The sequence below is a fragment of the Microbacterium sp. ZXT2-5 genome, assembly GCF_055329545.1.
The window spans coordinates 560,424-582,093 of record NZ_JBUZWD010000002.1; the positions used below are offsets into that span (position 1 = coordinate 560,424).

Sequence of the window (21,670 nt, forward strand, 5' to 3'; positions counted from 1 at the left end):
GCGGATGCCTCGATCGGGGCATCCGCTCTTGGCGTGAGGATCAGCGCTGCGGCCGCTGCGTGATGTGGTTCGTGATGCGCACCGTCGAGCAGCGGCGCCCCTGCTCGTCCGTGACCACGATCTCGTGGACGGTGATGCCGCGCCCGAGGTGTACGGGCGTGCACACTCCCGTGACGACCCCGGACGTGGCCGAGCGCGTGTGCGTGGCGTTGATGTCCACGCCGACGGCCAGACGTCCGGGCCCGGCATAGAGGTTCGCCGCCATCGAGCCGAGGGACTCGCCCAGCACCACATACGCACCGCCGTGCAGGAGCCCGACGGGCTGCGTGTTGCCCTCGACGGGCATGGTCGCCACCGCGCGCTCCACCGAGAACTCCGTGAAGACGATCCCCATCTTCTCGGCCAGCGCGCCCATGCCGCGATTCGCCGCCCACGCGAGTCCGTCGACGGCGGAGGGGGAGTGCTCGGGCATGGCAGGACTCTCGGTTCGGGCGGCGGGAGGGGCGTTCCGCGCGGGAGGGACTGTCGCCGCCCCTGGCTAGGCTTGCAGGGTGACGGACACCGCAAAGCCTACCCTTCTCGTCGTCGACGGCCATTCGCTGGCGTACCGGGCCTTCTACGCCCTCCCGGTCGACAACTTCTCGACGAAGGACGGCCAGCACACCAACGGGATCTACGGATTCCTGGCGATGCTGATCAATCTCATCAAGGCGGAGAAGCCCACCCACCTCGCCGTCGCGTTCGACACGTCCCGGCAATCCTTCCGCACGCGGGAGTACAGCGAGTACAAGGCCAACCGCTCCGAGACGCCCAGCGAGTTCAAGGGCCAGATCCCGCTCCTGCAGGACTGCCTGGCGGCGATGAGCATCCGCACGCTCTCGCAGGAGGACATCGAAGCCGACGACATCCTGGCGACTCTCGCCACCCAGGGTGCGGCGCAGGGCTTCCAGGTCCTCGTCTGCTCCGGCGACCGCGACACCATCCAGTTGGTGAACGACGACATCACACTGCTGTACCCGAACGTGCAGGGCGTCTCCCAACTCAAGCGCTACGACCGGGAGGCCGTCATCGAGCGCTACGGCGTGCCGCCCGAGCAGTATCCCGACATCGCCGCCCTGGTCGGCGAGACCAGCGACAACCTCCCCGGCGTTCCGAAGGTGGGCGAGAAGACCGCGGTGAAGTGGCTGACCCAGTTCGGCTCGCTCGACGCCCTGCTCGAGGGCGCGGATTCCATCAAGGGCGTCGTCGGCGGCAACCTGCGCGAGCACCTCGACGACGTGCGCCGCAACCGGCGCCTCAATCGCCTGCTGACAGACGTCGAGCTGCCGTTCGGTCCCGACGACCTCGAGGTGCAGCCGATGGACGCCCAGGCGGTGCGCGACATCTTCTCCCGGCTCGAGTTCAAGACGCTCATCCCGCGTGTCGCCGAGCTGGCCGGCATCGAGCAGCAGATGGCCGCGGTCACGTCGGCAGCGGCCGAGCTCGCCCCCGTCGCACAGGAGCTCTCGCCGACGGACTTCGCCGCCTGGCTCGCGGCCACCACGAGCGAGGTCGGCGTGACGGTCGTCGTCGAGGGCGGGCAGCCGGCGCGCATCGGTGCGGCGATCGGCGATGCCGCCGCCGAAGCGGCATGGACGCCCGAGCTGCAGGAGGCGCTGACCCCCTGGCTGACGTCCGACGAGCCGAAGGTCCTCGCCGACGCCAAGCCGCAGGTCAAGGCGCTCCGCCGCGCCGGACTGCGGCTGGGCGGGCTCGTCTTCGACGTCATCCTCGGCGGCTGGCTGCAGCGGCCCAGCCTCCCCGACAAGAACCTCGCCGACCTCGTCGACCGCTACCTCGACGAGCGACTGCCCGAGTCCGATCCCGCACAGCTCGTACCCGAGACGGAGGGCGCGACCACCGGGCAGCTGTCGTGGTACACGCTGCGCGTGGCCCGCGCCCTGCAGTCCGAGATGCCCCCGAGCGTCACGAAGGTGCTCACCGACATCGAGCTTCCGACCCTGCACACGCTCGCCGACATGGAGCTGGCAGGCGTCGCGGTCTCGCACGAGCGCCTCTCGGCCTTCTCCGGAGAGCTCGGCGCGCGCGCCGACGCCTTGGCTGCGCAGGCGTATGCGGCGATCGGCCGCGAGGTGAACCTCGGCTCGCCGAAGCAGCTGCAGGAGGTGCTCTTCGAAGAGCTGCAGCTGCCGAAGACCCGCAAGACGAAGACCGGATACTCCACGGACGCCGCGGTCCTCGCCGACCTGCAGGAGACCAACCCGCACCCGTTCCTGGACCTGCTGCTCCAGCACCGCGAGGCGACGAAGCTGCGCCAGATCATCGAGTCGCTCGACACGGCGATCGGCGCAGACCGCTCGGCGGGCGCCGACGGACGCATCCACACCACGTACGTGCAGACCGGCAGCCAGACCGGCCGGCTGTCGAGCACCGACCCCAACCTGCAGAACATCCCGATCCGCACCGAAGAGAGCAGGCGCATCCGCTCCGCCTTCACGGTGGGCGAGGGATACGAGACGCTGCTGACCGCCGACTACTCGCAGATCGAGATGCGCATCATGGCGCACCTGTCGGAGGACCCCGGTCTGATCGAGGCCTTCAACTCGGGGGAGGACACTCACCGCTTCGTGGGCTCCCGGGTGTTCGGCGTCGCGCCCGAGGACGTCACCCCCGCCATGCGCACCAAGGTCAAGGCGATGTCGTACGGTCTCGTCTACGGCCTGTCCGCCTTCGGGCTCTCCAAGCAGCTGCGCATCGAACAGGCCGAGGCGAAGCAGCTGATGATGGAGTACTTCGCCCGTTTCGGCGCGGTGCGCGACTACCTGCGCTCGTCGGTCGAGCAGGCCCGGATCGACGGGTACACCGAGACGATCTTCGGCCGCCGTCGCCCGTTCCCCGATCTCGCCAGCCCCAACCGCGTGCTGCGCGAGAACGCCGAACGGGCGGCGCTCAACGCGCCCATCCAGGGCAGCGCCGCCGACATCATGAAGATCGCGCTGTTCCACATCCACGACGACTTCGCCGCCGAGGGTCTCACCTCACGGGTGCTGCTCCAGATCCACGACGAGCTCGTGATCGAGGTGGCGCCGGGGGAGTGGGAGGCGGCGGAGCGCATCGTCCGCTCGCGCATGGGCGACGCCGCGCAGCTCTCGGTGCCGCTCGACGTGCAGATCGGCCGCGGAGACGACTGGAACGCCGCCGGCCACTGAGCCTGCGCCGGGCGCGGCGGAGAGACTCGAAGTCCCGTTTGGCGGCACCACGTCTCGTCCCTAGGCTCGGAGCCATGACTGACGAATCCCGCACACCCACGCAGATCGACAAGATCGCAGATGCGTGGGTCGACACCCTCGCCGAGCTCGAACCGACGCTCGCGACGTACATCGGCCGCTCGGAGTACAACGACCGGTTCGGCGACTACAGCCCGCAGGGGCACGAGCGCCTGGTCGAAGAGGGCCGCAAGACCCTGACCGCGCTGCAGGCCGCCACACCGGCCGATGATGTGGACGCCGTCACCCAGGACGACCTCGCGCGCGAGATCCAGCTCGGACTGGACCTCCACGACGCGAAGTGGCACCTGCGCGACCTCAACGTCATCGCATCGCACGCGCAGAACATCCGCTCGGCGTTCGACCTCATGCCCACGGCGACGGCCGACGACTGGTCCGTCGTCGCCACGCGCCTCGGCGCGGTGCCCGGCGCCATCGACGGCTACGTCGCATCGCTGCGCGAGGGCATCGCCCAGGGCGTCGTGCCGGCCCGCCGCCAGGTGGTGGAGGTCGCGACGCAGATCGCCCGCTACACCGCCGACGGCGGCTTCTTCGCCACATTCGCGGCCGAAGCGGCCCCGGCGGAGGGCCAGCTGCCCGCGTCGCTCGCGCGCGAGGTCGCCGACAACGCCAACGCCGCCCGCGTCGCCTACGACGAGCTCGCGTCGTTCCTCACCGCCGAGCTGGCGCCCGCGGCGACGGAGAAGGACGCCGTCGGCCGCGAGCTGTACGCGCTGCACTCCCGCCGGTTCCTGGGAGCGACCGTCGATCTCGACGAGACGTACGAGTGGGGCATCGAGGAGCTGGCCCGCATGGTCGCGGAGCAGGAGTCGATCGCGAACGAGATCAAGCCCGGTGCATCCGTCGAGGAGGCGGTGGCCTTCCTCGAGCAGGATGCCAGCCGCAAGCTCCACGGCACCGATGCGCTCCAGAAGTGGATGCAGGAGACCAGCGACCGCGCCGTCGCCGAGCTGGGCAGGACCCACTTCGACATCCCCGAGCCGATCCGCACGCTGGAGTGCATGATCGCGCCGACGAAGGAAGGCGGGATCTACTACACCGGCCCGACCGACGACTTCTCGCGGCCCGGCCGTATGTGGTGGTCGGTGCCGGAGGGCGTGGAGGAGTTCGACACCTGGCGCGAGCTCACGACGGTCTATCACGAGGGCGTCCCCGGTCACCACCTGCAGATCGCCCAAGCGGTCTACAACCGCGCGCAGCTCAACACGTATCGCCGGCTCCTGGCGGGGACGTCGGGCCACGCCGAGGGATGGGCGCTGTACGCCGAGCGCCTCATGGAGCAGCTGGGCTACCTCTCCGACCCGGCGGACCGGCTGGGCATGCTCGACGGCCAGCGCATGCGCGCCGCGCGCGTGGTGCTCGACATCGGCGTGCACCTCGAGAAGCAGCGCCCCGACGAGCAGGGACCGTGGGACGCGGACTTCGCGCTGGACTTCATGCTGCGCAACGTCAACATGCCCGAGGAGTTCGTGAAGTTCGAGGTCAACCGCTACCTCGGCTGGCCCGGCCAGGCGCCGTCCTACAAGGTCGGCCAGCGCATCTGGGAGCAGCTGCGCGACGACGTGGCCGAGCGCGAGGGCGACGCGTTCTCGATCAAGCAGTTCCACAAGCGGGCGCTCGACATCGGAGGCGTCGGACTCGACACGCTTCGCGCCGCGTTGTCCCGCTGACGTGCGACGAGGCTCAGCGATCGTCCTCAGCGCCGGTCGCTGAGCCTCCTCCGTCGCCGGCGAGCAGGGCGACGACCTCGGCGTCGGTCGTCTGGCCGAAGTCGTCGTAGTACTGACCCACGGCCCAGAAGTCCGCCTCGCGGTGCGGGCACACGAACTCGTCGACGGCATCCGCGGGCGCCCGCCACCGGTGCGGCGCGACGGGCACCGCGAGGACCACGCGCGTCGCGCCGCGCGCCCTGACCGCACGGCAGGCGGCGACCGCGCTCGCGCCCGTCGCCACGCCGTCGTCCACGACAAGAGCCGTGCGGCCGGTCAGATCAGCCGGACGCGAGCCGTAGGCATCCGTCCGCCGTTGCAGCTCCTCGCGTTCGGCCTCCTCGACGCGCTCGACGTCGCCCTCGGACATCCCCGCCCATCGGACCGCCCCGGGGGTGACGATCCTGACGCCCTCGGCGATGGCCCCGACGGCGAACTCCTCATGGCCGGCCGCCCCGAGCTTGCGCACCACGACGGCATCGAGGGGGAGGCCGAGCTCCTGTGCCACGGCGGCGGCGACCACGACACCGCCGCGGGCGATGCCGAGCACGACGGCATCCGTTCCCCGCCACCGGCTGAGCGCGCCCGCCAGCTCCCGCCCGGCTGCCCGTCGATCCGCGAAGAGGGCCATGCCCCACACGCTACGCCCATGCGGTCTGCACGTCTCGGGAATGCCGCGCCGACCGGCAAGGTTCATGCAATCGCATAGAAGGAGACGCAATGACCTCTGTCGACCCTGCCACCATCGAGCTCGGACTGGACACGTTCGGCGACGTGACCCGCGATGCGTCGGGCGAGCTGCTCAGCGACGCGCAGACCATCCGCAACGTCGTGGAGCAGGCCGTGCTCGCCGACCGCGTCGGACTGTCGTTCTTCGGGGTGGGGGAGCACCACCGCCGGGAGTTCGCCATCTCGAGCCCCGAGATCGTCCTGGCGGCAGCCGCCGCGCGCACGGAGCGGATCCACCTCGGCACCGCCGTCACCGTGCTCTCCAGCGACGACCCCGTGCGGGTCTTCGAGCGCTTCGCCACGCTCGATGCCGTCTCCCACGGCCGCGCCGAGGTGATCCTCGGCCGCGGGTCGTTCATCGAGTCGTTCCCGCTGTTCGGGTTCGACCTGCGCGACTACGAGGCCCTCTTCGACGAGAAGCTCGACCTCTTCTCGCAGCTGCTGACGGAGAAGCCGGTCACCTGGAGCGGCACGATGCGCGCTCCACTGGAGGGCGCCGACGTGTTCCCGAAGACCGAGAACGGGCTCCGGGCGTGGGTGGGCGTCGGCGGCACACCCGAGTCGGCGGTCCGCGCCGCGCGGTACGGCTACGGGCTCATGCTTGCGATCATCGGCGGCCCCGCCGCCCGCTTCCGGCCGTTCGCCGACCTGTACCGCCGGTCGCTCGAGACGTTCGATCAGCCGCAGCTGCCCGTGGGCGTGCACTCGCCCGGCCACATCGCCGAGACCGACCAGCAGGCCTGGGACGAGGCCTACGAGGGCTTCGAGGCGATGAACAACTCGATCGGACGGGAGCGCGGCTGGCCCACGTACAACCGGCTCCGCTTCCAGCACGATGTCGGGCCCGACGGCGCACTGTACGTCGGCTCGCCCGAGACGGTGGCCCGCAAGATCGCCAACACGGTGCGAACGCTCGGCGCGTCGCGGTTCGACATGAAGTTCTCCACCGGCACGCTGTCGCACGAGAAGATGATGCGCTCGATCGAGCTCTTCGGCACCGAGGTGGCCCCGCTCGTGCGCGACATGCTGTCGTGAGCCCCGCCGGGTCCGCGGCATCCGTAGCATGACGCTATGACGGATGCCGGAACCCGTATGTCGTCGACGCTCTCGCAGCGTCTCGACCGCCTGCCGTTCACCCGCGCGCACCTGCGCGTGCTCACCGGCTCGGGGGTCGGCTGGGCACTGGACGCGATGGACGTCGGTCTCATCTCGTTCGTGATCGCGGCCCTCGCCTCGCAGTGGAGCCTCCAGCCGAGCGAGACCGCGTGGATCGCGTCGATCGGGTTCGTGGGCATGGCCATCGGCGCGAGCGTCGGCGGCCTGCTGGCCGACCGCTTCGGCCGGCGGCAGGTGTTCGCCCTGACTCTGCTCGTCTACGGCGTGGCGACCGGCGCGAGCGCCCTCGTCGGCGGGCTGGCGGCACTGCTCGTGCTGAGGTTCCTCGTCGGCCTCGGCCTCGGCGCCGAGCTCCCGGTGGCCAGCACCTACGTGAGCGAGTTCGCTCCCGCGCGCATCCGCGGGCGCCTGATCGTCATCCTGGAGGCGTTCTGGGCCGTCGGGTGGACGCTCGCTGCGCTGATCGGCTACTTCGTGATCCCGTCCTCCGAGAACGGCTGGCGCTGGGCGTTCGCACTGGGCGCCATCCCGGCCGTCTACGCGCTCGTCGTGCGCTGGGGGCTGCCGGAATCGGCGCGGTGGCTGGAGCGGCGCGGGAGGTTCACGCAGGCGGAGTCGGTCGTGCGCACCTTCGAGGAGGCGGCGGGCGTCACGGCGGCTCCGGCCGCCGGCAGGCCTGTCGCGTCACCGGCGAAGGCGACCTCCCTCGGGGAGCGGCTCGGTGCGCTGTGGTCGGCCGAGTTCCGCGTGCGCACGGCGTGCCTGTGGCTGGTGTGGTTCTGCGTCAACTTCTCGTACTACGGCGCGTTCATCTGGATCCCGTCGATCCTTGTCGCGCAGGGATACGACCTGGTGCGCTCGTTCGGCTTCACGCTCATCATCACGCTGGCGCAGCTGCCCGGCTACGCCGTCGCGGCCTGGCTGATCGAGGTCTGGGGCCGGCGGGCGACGCTCTCGGTGTTCCTCATCGGCTCCGCAGCATCGGCGGTCTTCTTCGGCACGGCCGGATCGCCGGGCGTGATCATCGCGGCCGGCATGGCGCTGTCGTTCTTCAATCTCGGGGCGTGGGGCGCGCTCTACGCGGTGAGCCCGGAGATGTACCCCACGTCGCTGCGCGCCACCGGCACGGGCTGGGCGGCCGGCGCCGGCCGCATCGCGTCCATCGTCGCGCCGCTCGTCGTGCCGCCGCTGCTGATGGCGGGCGGGGCGCCGACGCTGTTCGTGGTGTTCGCGGTGTTCTTCGCCGTCGCGGCCGCCGCGGCGTGGGGCCTCGTCGACCGGCGGGGGGCGGCGCTCGACGACCGGTGACCGGTGGCGGTCGTAGGCTGGGGTCGTGGCATCCGTTCGATACGTCGCCATCGGCGACTCCTTCACCGAGGGCGTGGGCGACGAGCTTCCCGACGGACGCGTGCGCGGCTGGGCGGACCTCGTGGCGCAGGGGTGGGCGGATGCCGCCGGCGAGGCGATCGACTACGCCAATCTGGCCATCCGGGGCAAGCTCGTGTGGCCGATCGTCGAGGAGCAGCTCGAGCCCGCTCTGGCTCTCAAGCCGACGCACCTGTCGTTCAACGGGGGCGGCAACGACATGCTGCGCCCGCGCACGAGCGTGGCGCGGGTCGTGGAGGCGTTCGACACCGTCCTGCGTCGCTGCGACGAGGAGGGCGTGCAGCTCATCGTCCTGTCGGGCGCGAACCCGACGCGCCAGCTGCCGCTGCGACGCGTCATCCAGCGCCGGGGGGACCTGCTCTCGCACGCGGTCGAGGCCCGGCTGTCGGCTCGCTCCGACATCGTCCGCGCCTACAACTGGTTCGACGAGGAGCTCGCGAGCCCGCCGTACTGGTCGGAGGACCGCCTCCACATGAACTCGCGCGGCCATCACCGCGTCGCGGCACGCGTGCTCGACGCCCTCGGACTCGAGGTGCCCGCCTCATGGTGGTCGCTCGATCCGCTGCCGGGCGCCGGCGCGCGCGGAGCGGCCTACTACCGTGACCACGTCGGGCCTTGGGTGCGGCGCCGGCTCACCGGAACCTCGTCGGGCGACGGCCGGACCGCCAAATTCGCTCAGTGGACCGCGTTCGCCCCCTCAGCCGCCTGACGCGGCCCCCGACCGGGCCGACTGCAGCCCTCAGCCCGGTTCGCCCTTCAGCCGGTAGGTGAGCTCGGCGAAGGCGCCGGCCTGGCGCGCGGAGAGCAGCTCGAGCCGATCGGCGCCGAGGCGGCGGGGGAGGAGCGGCTTGCCCGATGGGAGCGTGGCCGGCGCGACGGACACGCGGATCTCGTCGAGGAGCCCGGCATCGGCGAACTGTCCGGCGAGATCGCCCCCTCCCACGACCCACACATCGCGGTCGCCGGCGGCGTCGCGGATCTGCGGCCAGGCGTCACGCACGTCTCCGGCCGCGAAGCGGACGTCTGCCCCAGGGACCACCGGCAGCTCCCGCGTGGTGAAGACCCACGTGGGCCGCTCGCCGTAGTACGCCGGCCATTTCTCCGGATGCGCGACGAGGTCCTCGTGCTCGAGCACCCACCGGTAGGTCGACGACCCCTGCACGAGTACGCCGATGCCCGCGAGGAACCGCTGGAAGTCGGCGTCGCCGCCCTCGCCGCCCGGGGCGGCGAACAGCCACTCGAGCGAGTCGTCGTCGTCGGCCAGGAACCCGTTGAGGGTGGTCGCAGTGTAGAAGATGACGCGAGGCATGTCGTGACGGTATCGCGGGGATACGACACCGGGTATTGACGTTTGTTCAACCGATCGGTATTGTACCTACCGGTTGAACAAAGGAGGAGTCCCGTGGCCGACACCCTGAGCCGCACGTTCGCGGCTCTCGCCGACCCCACGCGTCGTGCCATCCTGGCGCGGCTCGCCGACGGGGAGGCGACGGTGGGCGAGCTCGCAGAGCCGTTCGACATGACGTTCGCCGCGATCTCGAAGCACCTCCGGGTGCTCGAGGGGGCGGGCCTCGTCACGCGGGGCCGTAACGCCCAGTACCGGCCCGCGCGGCTCGATGCACGACCCCTGGCCGCGGCATCCGACTGGATCGGCGGTTACGCGCGGTTCTGGGAGGACAGTCTGGGCGCACTCGACCACTACCTCAACGCCCTGCAGCAGCTAGGCGCCGCAGACGGCAGGGCCGTCGCATCCACCGAGAAGGAGAACGACCATGACTGAGTACTTCACCGTGACCCGCACCCTGCAGGCGCCGCGCGACCTCGTCTTCGAGGCCCTCACCAGGCCCGAGCACTTCGCCGTGTGGTTCGGCACCGCGGCGGTGGAGGTCCCGCAGGAGACGCTGACCATGGACGTGCGACCGGGTGGGGCCTTCCGCGCCGTCATGCATCTGCCGGACGGTGGTCTCATCCATTGGGCGGGCGAGTACCGGGTGGTCGAGCCGCCGTCGCACCTGGCCATGACGCTCACCGATCAGCCCGGCGACGACGCAGGCCTGCCCGTGCTGTTCGACCTGGAGGAGAGCGACGGCGCCACGGTCCTCACGATCCGCCAGGACCGGTCGGACTTCACCGACGAGCAGGTCGCGGCGACGATCGCCGGCTACAACGCGTTCGTCGACGACATCGAGCGGGTGCTGGAGCGCCTGCAGACCGCGTGACCACGCCGCGGTGTCGATCCGGATGCCGCGTCAGCGGCGCGGCCCGCGTGGCCGGCGGGGCGGATCCAGGCCGAGCCGGATGCGGGTGCGCTTGCGCTCGATCACGATGAACACGGCTCCGAGCAGCCACAGCGGCACCTGCATCAGGAACGCGACGCGGAAGGCGTCCAAGCTGTAGGTGTCGGGCGTTCCGGCACCCTGCAGGTCGAGGGCGAGACCGATGAGGAGGATGGCGATCAGTGCCGCCAGGAACCCGCCGGCGTTCGTCACGCCCGTCGCGGTGCTGAGCCGGTGCGACGGGTTGTGGGTGCGGGCGTGGTCGAACGCGATCATCGAGGCGGGGCCGCCGGTCGCGAGCGCGACCGCGAGCACCAGGAGCAGCCACAGCGGCGCCGGCCCGGGGTAGGCGATGACCGCGAGCCACGCGAGCTCCTGCACGGCGACCGTGGGCAGAACGAGGGCCTGCGACCGCAGATGCGGGACGCGGCGGGACAGTTCGCCCATCACCGGCCCGAGCAGCATGCCGACCACGACGTAGAGCGACATGACCGAGGCCGCCTGGGCGGTGGTGAGGCCCTCGCCGGCGGTGAAGAAGGGCATACCCCACAGCAGGACGAAAGCCGTCCCGGCGAACGGGGTGGTGAAGTGGGACCAGAACGCCAGCCGCGTGCCGGGGTGCGCCCACGCCGCGCGGATCCCGACGCCGGTGTCGACGGCGGAGGTCACGACCCGGATCGCTCCCGTGTCGGTGTCCACCGACACGTCGTCGTCGCGGTCGGGCGGATGGTTGCGGATGAGCAGGAACACCAGCACCGCGAACAGGATGCCGAGCCCGGCGATGCTGCCGAACGTGATGGTCCAGCTCGTCGCGTGGAGGAGAGCCGCCAGCGGCACCAGCGACACGAGCTGCCCGGACTGGCCGACGATACCGGTGAACTGCACCATGAGCGGTCCCCGCTGAGCGGGGAACCAGGTGGCGATGAGACGCAGCACCCCGGGGAAGATCGCCGCGTCGCCCGCCCCCAGCAGCATCCGCGCGAGGATCGCGACGCCGACGCTGGGGGAGAGGGCCATGGTGAGCTGCCCCACCGCCATCAGGATCATGCCGACCGTCATGATGGGCCGAGCGCCGTATCGGTCCAGCAGCACCCCGATGGGGATCTGCATCCCGCCGTACACCGCCAGCTGGACGACCGCGAACATCGACAGGGTCGCCGCGTCGGCATCGAACCGGGCGGCCGCATCGACGCCGACGGCGCTGAGGGAGGACCGGTTCGTGATCGCGAGCACATAGGCGGCCACCCCGACGGTCCAGATCACCCACGCGCGCAGCCCGGGCCCCGCCGCGGGAGGACGCGAGAGGCTGGGCACGATTCCACAGTAGCCGCCGGCACCCGCGGCTCTTTGAGTGCTCACGCGTCGTTTGTCAAGACCCTCCTCGCGCGGTGGCGACTGCGTCACGGTTGTCGAGGGACAACTCGTCCCACAGCAGGGGAGGGCCCATCGCCGCGCCCCGGAAAGGACACCTCGCATGAGTATCGGAGCTGGCATCGCCCTCTTCGCCATCGGAGCGATCCTCGCGTTCGCGGTGAACGTGGAGGTCGAATGGGTGAACCTCGACATGATCGGCTACATCCTGATGGCCGCAGGAGCCGTCATCTTCATCATCGGCCTCGTCCTCATGGCGCGCCGCCGCCGCTCGGACACCGTGACGCGCACCGCGGTGGACCCCGTCGCGAACGAGCGCGTGACGCGCCAGAGCACGGCTTCCACCGACGACGCCGCCGGACTCTGACGAACACACCTGACCGCGGGCGCTACGGCGCGCCCGCGGTCAGTGCTCTCCGCCCTCCGCGAGGACGACCTCTCGTAGTGCCCGGAGGCCCGCGACGCTCGAGAACGGCTATCCGCCCGGCATGCCGACGGCTGTGATGGTGTCGGGAAGGGTATCGCCGCTGTCCGGAACGACCCGCCGGAACTCGTCGTCCTGCCGGATATAGAGACCTGCGACTGCTCCGGTGACGAAGTACTGACCGCCGGCCTCTCCTGGCAGCATCGTCGGAGTCAGGAACAGCAAGTACTCCTCGCCCAGGCCGAGCGCCGGCGGAAGATCCTGTCGAACCTCGACGGTGTCGCCCACCGCGGCGGGCTCCGGGCGGTCAACGAGAGCGGCGCCCAGCTGCGGGTTGCTGGGCGCGTTGGTGACCTCGACGGAGGAGATGGTCGCACCGCCTTCCGTCGTCTGCGTCGACACTGTGCCCACGACGATCGACGAACTGTCAGCCGCGAGCGATTCGACGCTGTCGTACAGCGTGTGCCGGCTGCCCGAGCTCGTCTGGGAGCAACCGGCCAGAAGGCCGGCCACGACGATGCCGACCGCGAACGACCCGGCCGTCGTCAACCGCGGTCGCGTACCAGGCAATGCCACTCCTCTGTTCAGCTAAGGGTTGATCTGCAGAATTTCGCGACGTTGAACGTGACCGCGGCGAGACTCATAACGACGAACGTAATGGGACGAGGTGTTCCAAAGCCAGCGGGTCGCAGGACTGAGGAGCGGCTGCAGCGTCGGCGTCCGACGCGGGGGAGGGACCGGCTTTCGGTCGGGTTCATCCGGTGCAATGGTGGCCGCATGGAAACCATCGAGTGGTGGGCGAAGGTGGACTCCGACGCCAAGGCGTGGCTCATTGCCCATAACGGCGAAGCGGTATCGTCCGAAGTGCTGAGCAAGATAGCGGCGGCAGGCGGCGCCGACACCTCGAGCGCATGGTGGGTCGGCGAGTCAGGACCTGACGGCTTCTTTCTCTCGGATGAAGCCGTCGACTGGATCGAAGCAGCAGCGAACGACGAGTCCGGCTGAATCCCGCGCGGCGGAGGACCGGCGCGCGAACGCACGAGAGCGAGCTTCGAGAACGGGCAGCGATTGCACGCTGGCGGATTGCGTGGGCGTCGACGCGATGACCGTCAGCATGTCAGCGACGCTGTGGCGGAACCCGGTGAACAAGTCCGACCCGGTGAACCTCGCGGACCTCGACGACGCCACGCGCCGTGCGCTCGACGAGGTGCTGCCCTGGCGCGCCCGGCCTGGTTGGTCGAGTCCGTCGAGCGGATGCGGTATCCGATGCTCTGGGAGGCGGTGCAGACGACCTGGCATCGTGAGGAGACCGAGCGCAGCACCCTCGATTCGTTGCTGGTGCAGCACACGAATCACATCCTCATGAACCAGTTCCGTGAACAACTCGGGCTTGGTCTATGCAGTGGGTGCAAAGCTCCCCGGCGGCGGCACCCTTACCGCCGTCGTTCCGCGAGATCACGTTCCGTTTCTCACGCTGGCGTTCGTGCGGCGCCCCCGCTGACACCCACGTCCCGCACAGCGCCGCCCGCAGGGCGATCCGCTGCGTACCGCGCGACTGAAGGCAGGCGAGGACCGTCTAACGCCCGTCGTGATTTAATCCTCTTCATCCCAGAGTGTTGGATGGTCTCATGAATTGGGCGGAGATGGACCGGCACATTCCGTTTCCATTCCCCGGAGGCGCGTTCCCGGCAACGTTGGGTGCCGTCGTTCAACTTACGGTGTTGCATCAGGTTGAACCCGCGCGGCTTGTCGTACATGACATCGACGGGGACTGGGCGATCGGCGATGGCGTGAACGACCCCAACCTCCCTGACGCTTGCGTTGCCACACACATCGCGCACGTGCTGACACTCGATCCCACGTTGGCCGCCCTGGCCACGCTTCCGCCCGGACATATGGCTGAACGCGCGAGCCCCGCTGATGAATGGCAGATTTCCGCCCACAGTTACGACCTGTAATGCCCGTGCCGACTCACGTGGCTTTGCTGCAGGGAACGTTGGCCATCAGCGTTGCGCGCGGAATATCTCACCGGTCGTGTGGAATGTGTGCAGCAGCGAGATTGCTTCACCAGGTGTGGACAACGACGTCAGCACCGCTCTGCACCGAAGTCAGCTCATCGACTTGACGACGACCGGTCGCCGTAGCGGGCTACCGCGCCGCATCGAGATCTTCCTGCACGACGAGGACGGCGTGCTGTTCATCACCGGGATGCCGCGTCGAGACCGCACAAGGGACTGGATACACAACATCACCGCAGACCCCAACGTCATCGTGCATCTGAAGACAGACATCGAGGCCGACGTTCCTGCCACGGCGCGGGTGATCACCGATCCCCGCGAAGCACGGCCGCTCATCGAGGCCGCCGCACGCCGATGGCGCAGAGACGATGTCGACGAGATGATCGCGCACAGTCCGCTCATCGTGCTGACTCCGGCTGCCGCGCCCGCCGTCTGACCGCATCCCGAGGCACCGGCCGCGGCCACGGCGCGAAGGGGAGATGCGGCGATCACCGTGACGCTCGAAACTGCCGGAGCCGAGATGGCCAGTGACATCGCCGTCACGCCTGACAGCGACATGGACGCACTCCGCGACCATCGCCGACGCACCGACGAGTGGGCTCGTCCGGCGCCAACCAAAGCAGGTCGAGGGGAGAGGCCAATTCGAACCAGACGCGAAGAGGTCGATCTTCGATCTGACATAATGTGCATTATCGGCGCTCAGCCGACCAGCGCGCCGGCCTCAGACGAGCCACTCGCCATTCCGCATCAGCAGGCGGCCTGCGAGCTCATTCGACTCGCGCCAGGCCTGGATGCGGACAGGACGCAGCACGAGGAAGACGTAGGCGGCCAGTCCGCGCGGATCCCAGTCGGCCTGCGCGGCGTACGCCGCGCCGATGCGCGCGTCGTCGTCGACGCCGAGCGACCGCTCGAGCGCGACGTCGATGATCGCGACGTCACGCGTCGGCCCCAGGGCGAGCCGTGCGACGTTCGACGCGGCGAGGTTCCGCGCCGTCACGGATGCGCCCTCGAGGGCGATGACGGCGCGCTCGTCGATCCACGCGAGCGACAGCGGCACCAGATACGGCGTCGCGTCCGCGGACGCAGTGGCCACCCAGACGTCGGCGGCCGGAGCGGTCAGCGCGGCGAGCAGGTCGGCCTTGCGCGCGGCACGGTCGCGGGGCTGCGGCATCCATCGCTCCTTCGTCTCGGCGGGTGCCAGTCTGACAGACCGTGACGAGCGATTCGGAGCGACAGAACGTTGTCCCTAAGCTCGGAGCGTGCTGGAATCGCTCACCGGGTTCGTCGTGGTGGGCGTCGCGATCCTCGTCGGGTGGATCCTTGGACGCATCGACCTCCTCGGCGAGCACGCCCGGCCGGTGCTGGCGCGCCTGACGTTCTTCGTGCTGTCGCCCTTCCTGCTGTTCGTCGTGCTCGCCCAGGCGGACGTGCGAACGCTGTTCTCGGCGCTGCTGCCGGTGTCCGCGATCGCCGCGGTCGCCGTGATCCTGGTGTACGCCGTGGTCGCCCGCCTCGCCTGGAGGCGCTCGGTCGGCGAGACGGTCATCGGCGCCCTGAGCGCCGGGCAGGTGAACTCCAACAACATCGGCATCCCGCTGTCGCTGTACCTGCTGGGCAGCGCCGCGTATCCCGCCCCCGTGATCCTCATGCAGCTGCTGGTGTTCACGCCCATCACGATGGCGATCCTGGATGCCGTCACCACCGCCCGCGCCTCGCTCTGGCGGGCCGTCGCCCGCGTGGTCACCAACCCCATCGTCGTGGGATCGGTGCTCGGCACGCTCGTGTCGGTGCTGGGGGTCGACCTGCCGCCGATCGTCATGGAACCGGCGGTGCTCATCGCGAACGCCTGCGTCCCGATCCTCCTGATCGCGTACGGCATCTCGCTGCACGGCCAGCGCGTCCTCGGTCCGTCCGGACGCCGCCAGGACATCGTGCTGGCGACCGTGCTCAAGCTCGTGGCGATGCCGATCGTCGCGTGGGCCGTGGCGGAGTTCGTGTTCGGCCTCAGCGCCCACGACGTGCTCGTGGTGACGGTGCTGGCCGCTCTCCCGACCGCGCAGAACGTGTTCAACTACTCGCAGCGATACGACGTCGGCGAGACCATCTCGCGCGACACGGTGTTCCTCACCACGATCGGGTGCGTCCCCGTCCTGATCCTGGTGACGCTGCTGCTCGGGTGAACGGTCGCCGGCTACGCCCGCACGAGTTCGCGCAGCGCACCGATCACGACTCTGGCGCCGTGCTCGTCGCGCAGCACCGTGATGAGGGTGTGCGTGCATCCGCGGCACCGCACGATCGCGGCCGTCTCGTCGAGCTCCACGATCGCCTCGGCCATCGGCGCGGCCGCGCCGCACCCTCCGCAGACTCCGATGAGCGCGGTGACGTCAGCACCGAACACGTCCCACAGCATCCCCGCGGCGGCATTGCCGTCCACGGTGCTCGTGGCGATATCCGCCCGCATCATGCACCTCCGAAGCGCTCGGTCCTGATCCGCGCCGGCGGATGGCCCAGCTCGACCAGCGCGTCGGCGACGTGCTCGACGAAACCCGTCGGACCGCAGACGTACACGATCGGCTCCCGTCCAGGGTCCCACGTCGACTCGCGCAGCGCATCGAGGTCGACCCGTCCCACCGCCGCGCCCCATCCGGGCGGCGCGGAGCGGGTGTAGCGCCAGGCGACCGCCACTCCCCCGTCCGCCGCGCCGCGCTCCAGCTCATCGCGATATATCGCGTCCTCGGCACGGCGCACGGAGTACAGCAGGCGAACGGATGCCGCGGCTCCGGCATCCGTCGCCGCCCTCGCGATCGCCATCAGCGGCACGATGCCCGAGCCGCCGGCGATCAGCTGCACGAGCCCCTCTGCCCCGGGCCGCCAGACGAAATAGCCGCCCAGCGGTCCCTTCACCTCGAGCTCGTCGCCGGGGAGCACATCGCGCACCAGATAGGGCGACACCTCGCCGTCGGGGATCTCGTCGACCGCCAGCTCGATGGTGTCCGAGGCGCCGTACGACCCCAGCGAGTACGAGCGCTCGGCCTGATAGCCGTCCTCGGCGGTCAGGCGGACGTCGACGTGCTGGCCGGCCACGCTCCCCGGCCAGCCGGGCACCGCGAGCCGGAGGATCCGCGCCGAGCGTGTCACCGGAACGGCGTCGATGACCCGGGCCGGACGCCAGTCCCCGACCGTCACCAATACCGCTCCTCGGTCCAGGGGTCGCCGTGCATGTTGTAGCCGTTCTGCTCCCAGAAGCCGGGCGCGTCGTCGTCCATGAGCGTCAGCCCGCGCACCCACTTCGCGCTCTTCCAGAAGTACAGATGGGGCACCAGCAGACGCGCCGGACCCCCATGCTCCGGATCGAGCGGCTCACCCTCGAACTCGAACGCGACCCACGCCCGGCCGTCGCGCAGCTCGTCGAGCGGGATGTTCGTGGTGTACCCGCCATACGAGTGCGCCATCGCGTAGCCGGCATCCGTGTCGACGCCCTCGAGCAGCGTGTCGAGCGAGACGCCCCGCCACGAGGTGCCGAGCTTGGACCAGCGGGTGACGCAGTGGATGTCGGTGTGCACATCCTCGATCGGGAGGGCCAGGAACTCCTCCCACGTCCAGGAGACCACGCCGCCGGCCTCGTCGCGGATGCCGAAGCGCCACTCCCCCGTGTCGACGCGCGGTGTCGGCCCGGCCGACAGCACCGGGAAGTCCTCCGTCAGATACTGCCCCGGCGGAAGGCGCGGATCGCTCTCGCGACGGCGTGCGCCGAAGCCCCTCGAGATGACGGCCATTCCAGCTCCCTCCGACGGCTCGCCCGGCGCATCGCCATCGCGGGGCGACGCACGCTCACGGTAGCGCGGAGAGCTGCCGCGGGGCGAGCACTGTCACGACACACGAACGATGTTGCGCCGGAGTTCGACATGAGGTCTAAGCTTTAGCCGCACCACGTACAGGAAACTTTCAGAAAGGCCGCACATGTCCACTGCATCCGAGGCCGAGAAGTCGGCCGTCAACGGGATCCGCACGGCGCTCGGGATCGGCGGTGTCCTCGCCGTCATCGTCGGCATCCTGGTCCTGGTCTGGCCGGGCAAGACCGCCGCCGTCGTCACCGCGATCATCGCGATCTACGCGATCGCCGCCGGCCTCGTCTACGCCGGTCTGGGGATCTTCTCCAAGACCAAGGGCGGTTGGGCGCGCGTCGGGCACATCGTGCTCGGCATCCTGTTCATCATCGCGGGCATCGTCGCGCTGCTGAACCTCGGACAGGCCACCGCCTGGCTCGCCCTGTTCCTCGGCATCCTCGTCGGCATCATGTGGATCGTCGAGGGCATCGTCGCACTGTCCACCCTCGGCGACGCCGCATCCAAGGTGTGGTCGGTCATCTTCGCCATCCTGAGCATCATCGCGGGCATCATCCTGCTCTTCTCGCCCATCTGGGGCGCCGCCGTGCTGTGGTGGCTGCTCGGGATCGCGCTGATCGTGCTCGGCATCATCAACATCGTCCGCGCCTTCACCTTCAAGGGTGACCTCTGATCAGGCACTGACGACGACGGCCCCGGGAGCGATCGCTCCCGGGGCCGTCCGCGGCGATCAGGTCACCGGCAGGTGACGCCGCCACCAGTCCAGCACGGCGTCGAAGCGCTCGACCCGGTGGCGCGGCTGACCCGAGCGGGTGAGCTCGTGATCCTCACCGGGGAAGACCAGCAGCTCAGCCTCGGTGCCCTGGCGCTTGAGCGCGGAGTAGTAGCGTGTGGCCTGCTCGAGCGGGCAGCGGAAGTCCAGCTCCGAATGCATCACCAGCGTCGGGGTGGTGACCTGGCCGACCACCGCCATCGGGCTCTGCCGGGCGATGTCGCCGGGCGAGACGCCGACGTACTCGTCGCCGAAGAACGACCCGATGTCGCTCGTGCCCTGGAAGGAGACCGGGTCGAGGAACCCGCGCTCGACGATGGCCCCGGCGAACCGGTGGTCGTGCGCGATCACCCACGCCGTGAGATAGCCGCCGTACGAGCCGCCCTGCACGCCGACGCGGCCGCCGTCCAGGCGATCGTCATCGGCGATCGCTCCCTCGAGGAAGTCGATCACGTCGGCGAAGTCCACCGTCCCCATCTGCTGACGGATGCTTCGCCCGTGCGCGCGCCCGTAGCCCGCCGAGCCGCGGGGGTTGCAGTAGACCACCGCGTAGCCGGCGTCGACGAGCACCTGCGTCTCGTCGAACAGGTGCACCCCGTACGCCGCGAACGGCCCGCCGTGGATCTGGAGGATCACCGGGAACGGACCCTCGCCCACGGGTGTCGCCACCCAGCCGTGCACGGGGTAGCCGTCGCGGCCGGTCACGGTGAGCTCCCGGGGCAGGACGATGCCGGATGCCGCGGCCGCTGCACCGAACGCCGTGAGCGTCCGCGGCTCGTCGCCGACGAGCACCAGCTCGCCGAAGGAATCGGGCCGCGACACCGCGGCGGCCACCCGGCCGCCGCCGGCGGCGTGCCCGCCGACCTCGACGTCGCCGCCGAGCACCTCGGCGATGACCCCTTCGCGGGAGATGCGCAGCAGCCGGACGCGGCCGCGCGTGGTGTCCTGGGCGAGGAAGTCGGCGTCGACGGCGGTGAGATGCCCCTCGCCGAGGTGGATCGTCTCCGCGTCGGTGAGGCGCCGCGGGCCGGTGTCCTCGAGGAGGAAGACCCCGACGCCGGGGGCGACGAAGTCGAGACCATCGCCGACCTCGTGGGCGAGGATGCCGATGGCGCCGTCGCCGGCGACCGCGACGTCGAGCACCGAGAGTCCCGCGTCTGCGCCGAGCACCTCGCGGACGCCCGATCCGTCGAGCGCGACGGCGACGAGACGGCTGCGCAGATCGCGGCGCTCCGCCTCGATCTCATCGGGCACCGTGAGCAGCTCGCGGCCGTCCGCCGTGAACACGATCCTGCTGTGCGACGTCGGCCCCGAGGTGAGCGCCCGCGCCTCGGCCGCGAGGACCCGCTTGCGGACAGGCTCGGCGTCGTCGGCGCGCACCGCCGCCGCAGGCTCGTAGAACGGCTCACTGTCGGGCTGCGGCGCCGCGACCACGAACAGGTGCGCGGGGCGGTCGGCGGCGTAGCCCAGGCCGTTCGCGTGCCAGCGGACGCCGGTGATCCGGCGCGGCGCCTCGGCGTGGGGCTCCAGACCCTCGACGCTCCCGTACCGCCCCTTCTCGGGCACGCGCGCGAGGAACGCGATCGTGGCGCCGTCCGGCGACCACGCGAACTGCTCCACCCCGAGAGGGGCGTCGGTCGCCTGCACGGGCTCCCCGCCGCTCGCCGCGACGACGTGCACCTGCGGCTTGCGCGCGCCGTCCGCGCGCAGGAACGCCAGCTGAGAGCCGTCCGGCGAGAGCCGGGGCGCGGTGTCGGCGGTGCCCCGGGTCAGCCGACGCGGTGTGCCGCCCGGCAGCTCGACGCGCCACACCTGGCCGACGGTCCGGTTGGCGTCGAGGTCGGGCCGCGAGGTCGCGAAGACGGCGAAGGAGCCGTCAGCGGCGACATCCGGACGCCCGACCGAGATGAGTGTCTCGATGTCGCGAGCCTTCACCGATCACTCCCCCGCGAACGACGACGTGTCGCCGATGAGACGCGTGTTGCCTGACGGCACCGGCTCGACGGCCGCGGCGGCGACCTCGGCGGCGAACTCCGACACGTTGTAGAGCTTGCCCGCGTCCTCGCGGCGCGCCGCGATGGCGCCGGGGTTGGCCCGTTCGAGCAGCGTGGCCGTGATGGTGCCCTCGATCATGTCGCCGGAGACGACGACGAACTCCACCCCGCGTTCCGTGAGGGCAGGGATGCGCTCGCGCAGGGCATCCTCGCCGGCCCGCTTGGACAGCGCGACGGGCTCGTACTCGGGCATCGTCGGCGTGGTGCGGATGAAGTGCGCCTGGTGGCTGGTGACGAAGACCACCCGCGAGCCTTCGCGCAGCACCGGCAGCGCGGTCTCGAGCACGCGCACCTGCGCGTCCCGGTTGAGTTGCAGGGCGTAGTCCTCTGCCATGCCGGACTCCATGCCGCCCGATGCGTTGAGCACGAGGATGTCGAGGCCTCCGAACGCGGCGGCGACCTCATCGAACATCGCCTGCACCGACTCCGCGTCGGTCAGGTCGGCGCCCACGACGAGCACCTCGACGCCGAGCTCGCGCAGCTCCGTCGCGAGCTTCTCGGCCCGCGGGGCCTTGTTGCGGTAGTTGATGACGACGTTCGCGCCGCCCTGCGCGAGGTACCGCGCGGTGTCGGCGCCGATGCCGCGCGACGAGCCGGTCACGAGCGCAGTCCTGCCGCTCAGGGCACCGGCGGGAATCGGGGTGGGTGTCTCAGTCACACAGCGACCCTACCTGCTAGGTTCG

Annotated in this window: 24 protein-coding genes; 13 read left to right on the forward strand and 11 right to left on the reverse strand. The window is 70.3% G+C overall.

What is annotated here, in order from left to right:
* Positions 1-40: 40 nt before the first annotated feature.
* Positions 41-472: a hotdog fold thioesterase gene (locus tag ACZBH1_RS16140; RefSeq protein WP_452324355.1), complete on the reverse strand. Its 432-nt coding sequence runs from the start codon at positions 470-472 to the stop codon at positions 41-43.
* 79 nt (positions 473-551) lie between these two features.
* On the opposite strand from ACZBH1_RS16140, the gene polA reads away from it, so the two are divergent.
* Both polA and ACZBH1_RS16150 read left to right on the forward strand, forming a co-directional pair.
* The gene (gene polA / locus ACZBH1_RS16145; RefSeq protein ID WP_463646930.1) at positions 552-3,209 is read left to right on the forward strand and encodes a DNA polymerase I; all 2,658 of its coding nucleotides are present in this window, start codon (positions 552-554) and stop codon (positions 3,207-3,209) included.
* A 74-nt stretch (positions 3,210-3,283) separates the two neighbouring features.
* Positions 3,284-4,957, forward strand: coding sequence for a DUF885 domain-containing protein (locus tag ACZBH1_RS16150; protein ID WP_463646931.1), 1,674 nt, complete (start codon positions 3,284-3,286; stop codon positions 4,955-4,957).
* Between the two features lie 13 nt (positions 4,958-4,970).
* Here the strand turns inward: ACZBH1_RS16150 and ACZBH1_RS16155 are convergent, their stop codons facing one another.
* A complete protein-coding gene (locus ACZBH1_RS16155) occupies positions 4,971-5,627 on the reverse strand; it encodes a phosphoribosyltransferase (RefSeq protein WP_463646932.1) in 657 nt (218 codons plus the stop codon).
* Positions 5,628-5,716: 89 nt separating this feature from the next.
* On the opposite strand from ACZBH1_RS16155, the gene ACZBH1_RS16160 reads away from it, so the two are divergent.
* The 3 genes from ACZBH1_RS16160 to ACZBH1_RS16170 are packed head-to-tail and all read left to right on the forward strand — an operon-like array spanning position 5,717 to position 8,936.
* Positions 5,717-6,760 (forward strand): LLM class flavin-dependent oxidoreductase, encoded by a 1,044-nt coding sequence (locus ACZBH1_RS16160; RefSeq protein ID WP_463646933.1) that lies wholly within the window; start codon positions 5,717-5,719, stop codon positions 6,758-6,760.
* 36 nt (positions 6,761-6,796) lie between these two features.
* Positions 6,797-8,149, forward strand: a complete 1,353-nt coding sequence (locus ACZBH1_RS16165; protein ID WP_463646934.1) for an MFS transporter — start codon at positions 6,797-6,799, stop codon at positions 8,147-8,149.
* Positions 8,150-8,174: 25 nt separating this feature from the next.
* The gene (locus tag ACZBH1_RS16170; RefSeq protein WP_336397942.1) at positions 8,175-8,936 is read left to right on the forward strand and encodes an SGNH/GDSL hydrolase family protein; all 762 of its coding nucleotides are present in this window, start codon (positions 8,175-8,177) and stop codon (positions 8,934-8,936) included.
* Between the two features lie 30 nt (positions 8,937-8,966).
* On the opposite strand, the gene ACZBH1_RS16175 is transcribed toward ACZBH1_RS16170, so the two are convergent.
* Entirely contained in the window at positions 8,967-9,536 is a 570-nt protein-coding gene (locus ACZBH1_RS16175; protein ID WP_336397941.1) for a dihydrofolate reductase family protein, read from the reverse strand.
* Positions 9,537-9,629: 93 nt separating this feature from the next.
* On the opposite strand from ACZBH1_RS16175, the gene ACZBH1_RS16180 reads away from it, so the two are divergent.
* The gene (locus ACZBH1_RS16180; RefSeq protein WP_336397940.1) at positions 9,630-10,007 is read left to right on the forward strand and encodes an ArsR/SmtB family transcription factor; all 378 of its coding nucleotides are present in this window, start codon (positions 9,630-9,632) and stop codon (positions 10,005-10,007) included.
* The gene (locus ACZBH1_RS16185) at positions 10,000-10,446 is read left to right on the forward strand and encodes an SRPBCC family protein (protein WP_336397939.1); all 447 of its coding nucleotides are present in this window, start codon (positions 10,000-10,002) and stop codon (positions 10,444-10,446) included. Before ACZBH1_RS16180 ends, ACZBH1_RS16185 begins: the two co-directional genes overlap by 8 nt.
* Positions 10,447-10,476: 30 nt before the next feature.
* Here ACZBH1_RS16185 and ACZBH1_RS16190 read toward each other — a convergent pair whose 3' ends face one another.
* The gene (locus tag ACZBH1_RS16190; RefSeq protein WP_463647066.1) at positions 10,477-11,766 is read right to left on the reverse strand and encodes an MFS transporter; all 1,290 of its coding nucleotides are present in this window, start codon (positions 11,764-11,766) and stop codon (positions 10,477-10,479) included.
* A gap of 211 nt (positions 11,767-11,977) precedes the next feature.
* Between ACZBH1_RS16190 and ACZBH1_RS16195 the strand changes: the two genes are divergently transcribed.
* Positions 11,978-12,241: a DUF6458 family protein gene (locus ACZBH1_RS16195; protein ID WP_336397938.1), complete on the forward strand. Its 264-nt coding sequence runs from the start codon at positions 11,978-11,980 to the stop codon at positions 12,239-12,241.
* 108 nt (positions 12,242-12,349) lie between these two features.
* On the opposite strand, the gene ACZBH1_RS16200 is transcribed toward ACZBH1_RS16195, so the two are convergent.
* Complete coding sequence (locus ACZBH1_RS16200) at positions 12,350-12,868, reverse strand: hypothetical protein (protein WP_463646935.1); 519 nt, start codon at positions 12,866-12,868, stop codon at positions 12,350-12,352.
* 207 nt (positions 12,869-13,075) lie between these two features.
* Here ACZBH1_RS16200 and ACZBH1_RS16205 point away from each other — a divergent pair, with 207 nt between their 5' ends.
* The 3 genes from ACZBH1_RS16205 (at position 13,076) to ACZBH1_RS16215 (ending at position 14,752) form a co-directional block, all read left to right on the forward strand.
* A complete protein-coding gene (locus ACZBH1_RS16205) occupies positions 13,076-13,303 on the forward strand; it encodes a hypothetical protein (protein ID WP_463646936.1) in 228 nt (75 codons plus the stop codon).
* A 623-nt stretch (positions 13,304-13,926) separates the two neighbouring features.
* Positions 13,927-14,256: a hypothetical protein gene (locus ACZBH1_RS16210; protein ID WP_336397934.1), complete on the forward strand. Its 330-nt coding sequence runs from the start codon at positions 13,927-13,929 to the stop codon at positions 14,254-14,256.
* Positions 14,257-14,341: 85 nt separating this feature from the next.
* The gene (locus tag ACZBH1_RS16215) at positions 14,342-14,752 is read left to right on the forward strand and encodes a nitroreductase family deazaflavin-dependent oxidoreductase (protein WP_336397933.1); all 411 of its coding nucleotides are present in this window, start codon (positions 14,342-14,344) and stop codon (positions 14,750-14,752) included.
* Between the two features lie 285 nt (positions 14,753-15,037).
* Here the strand turns inward: ACZBH1_RS16215 and ACZBH1_RS16220 are convergent, their stop codons facing one another.
* Entirely contained in the window at positions 15,038-15,487 is a 450-nt protein-coding gene (locus ACZBH1_RS16220; RefSeq protein ID WP_378880721.1) for a pyridoxamine 5'-phosphate oxidase family protein, read from the reverse strand.
* Between the two features lie 88 nt (positions 15,488-15,575).
* Here ACZBH1_RS16220 and ACZBH1_RS16225 point away from each other — a divergent pair, with 88 nt between their 5' ends.
* Positions 15,576-16,496 (forward strand): AEC family transporter, encoded by a 921-nt coding sequence (locus ACZBH1_RS16225; protein ID WP_336397931.1) that lies wholly within the window; start codon positions 15,576-15,578, stop codon positions 16,494-16,496.
* 11 nt (positions 16,497-16,507) lie between these two features.
* Here the strand turns inward: ACZBH1_RS16225 and ACZBH1_RS16230 are convergent, their stop codons facing one another.
* Genes ACZBH1_RS16230 through ACZBH1_RS16240 form a run of 3 tightly spaced genes read right to left on the reverse strand, consistent with a single transcriptional unit; the run spans position 16,508 to position 18,092 of the window.
* Positions 16,508-16,780 (reverse strand): DUF6510 family protein, encoded by a 273-nt coding sequence (locus ACZBH1_RS16230; RefSeq protein ID WP_336397930.1) that lies wholly within the window; start codon positions 16,778-16,780, stop codon positions 16,508-16,510.
* Positions 16,777-17,502, reverse strand: coding sequence for a ferredoxin reductase (locus ACZBH1_RS16235; RefSeq protein ID WP_463647067.1), 726 nt, complete (start codon positions 17,500-17,502; stop codon positions 16,777-16,779). The genes ACZBH1_RS16230 and ACZBH1_RS16235 overlap by 4 nt, the downstream gene beginning before the upstream one ends.
* Complete coding sequence (locus tag ACZBH1_RS16240) at positions 17,499-18,092, reverse strand: sulfite oxidase-like oxidoreductase (RefSeq protein WP_336397929.1); 594 nt, start codon at positions 18,090-18,092, stop codon at positions 17,499-17,501. The genes ACZBH1_RS16235 and ACZBH1_RS16240 overlap by 4 nt, the downstream gene beginning before the upstream one ends.
* Before the next feature lie 184 nt (positions 18,093-18,276).
* Between ACZBH1_RS16240 and ACZBH1_RS16245 the strand changes: the two genes are divergently transcribed.
* A complete protein-coding gene (locus ACZBH1_RS16245) occupies positions 18,277-18,834 on the forward strand; it encodes an HdeD family acid-resistance protein (RefSeq protein WP_336397928.1) in 558 nt (185 codons plus the stop codon).
* 57 nt (positions 18,835-18,891) lie between these two features.
* Here the strand turns inward: ACZBH1_RS16245 and ACZBH1_RS16250 are convergent, their stop codons facing one another.
* Together ACZBH1_RS16250 and ACZBH1_RS16255 are read right to left on the reverse strand one after the other, a co-directional pair.
* Positions 18,892-20,868 (reverse strand): prolyl oligopeptidase family serine peptidase, encoded by a 1,977-nt coding sequence (locus ACZBH1_RS16250; protein WP_463646937.1) that lies wholly within the window; start codon positions 20,866-20,868, stop codon positions 18,892-18,894.
* A gap of 3 nt (positions 20,869-20,871) precedes the next feature.
* Entirely contained in the window at positions 20,872-21,645 is a 774-nt protein-coding gene (locus tag ACZBH1_RS16255; protein ID WP_336397926.1) for an SDR family oxidoreductase, read from the reverse strand.
* Between the last annotated feature and the right edge of the window lie 25 nt (positions 21,646-21,670).

Bases quoted from the DNA above. Each gene is read 5' to 3' on its own strand.
- ACZBH1_RS16205 (WP_463646936.1), top strand. From the start codon at position 13,076: ATGGAAACCATCGAGTGGTGGGCGAAGGTGGACTCCGACGCCAAGGCG.
- ACZBH1_RS16195 (WP_336397938.1), top strand. From the start codon at position 11,978: ATGAGTATCGGAGCTGGCATCGCCCTCTTCGCCATCGGAGCGATCCTC.
- ACZBH1_RS16230 (WP_336397930.1), bottom strand. From the start codon at position 16,780: ATGATGCGGGCGGATATCGCCACGAGCACCGTGGACGGCAATGCCGCC.
- ACZBH1_RS16185 (WP_336397939.1), top strand. From the start codon at position 10,000: ATGACTGAGTACTTCACCGTGACCCGCACCCTGCAGGCGCCGCGCGAC.
- ACZBH1_RS16140 (WP_452324355.1), bottom strand. From the start codon at position 472: ATGCCCGAGCACTCCCCCTCCGCCGTCGACGGACTCGCGTGGGCGGCG.
- ACZBH1_RS16175 (WP_336397941.1), bottom strand. From the start codon at position 9,536: ATGCCTCGCGTCATCTTCTACACTGCGACCACCCTCAACGGGTTCCTG.
- ACZBH1_RS16160 (WP_463646933.1), top strand. From the start codon at position 5,717: ATGACCTCTGTCGACCCTGCCACCATCGAGCTCGGACTGGACACGTTC.
- ACZBH1_RS16165 (WP_463646934.1), top strand. From the start codon at position 6,797: ATGACGGATGCCGGAACCCGTATGTCGTCGACGCTCTCGCAGCGTCTC.
- ACZBH1_RS16220 (WP_378880721.1), bottom strand. From the start codon at position 15,487: ATGCCGCAGCCCCGCGACCGTGCCGCGCGCAAGGCCGACCTGCTCGCC.
- ACZBH1_RS16240 (WP_336397929.1), bottom strand. From the start codon at position 18,092: ATGGCCGTCATCTCGAGGGGCTTCGGCGCACGCCGTCGCGAGAGCGAT.
- ACZBH1_RS16245 (WP_336397928.1), top strand. From the start codon at position 18,277: ATGTCCACTGCATCCGAGGCCGAGAAGTCGGCCGTCAACGGGATCCGC.
- ACZBH1_RS16210 (WP_336397934.1), top strand. From the start codon at position 13,927: ATGAATTGGGCGGAGATGGACCGGCACATTCCGTTTCCATTCCCCGGA.
- ACZBH1_RS16150 (WP_463646931.1), top strand. From the start codon at position 3,284: ATGACTGACGAATCCCGCACACCCACGCAGATCGACAAGATCGCAGAT.
- ACZBH1_RS16155 (WP_463646932.1), bottom strand. From the start codon at position 5,627: ATGGCCCTCTTCGCGGATCGACGGGCAGCCGGGCGGGAGCTGGCGGGC.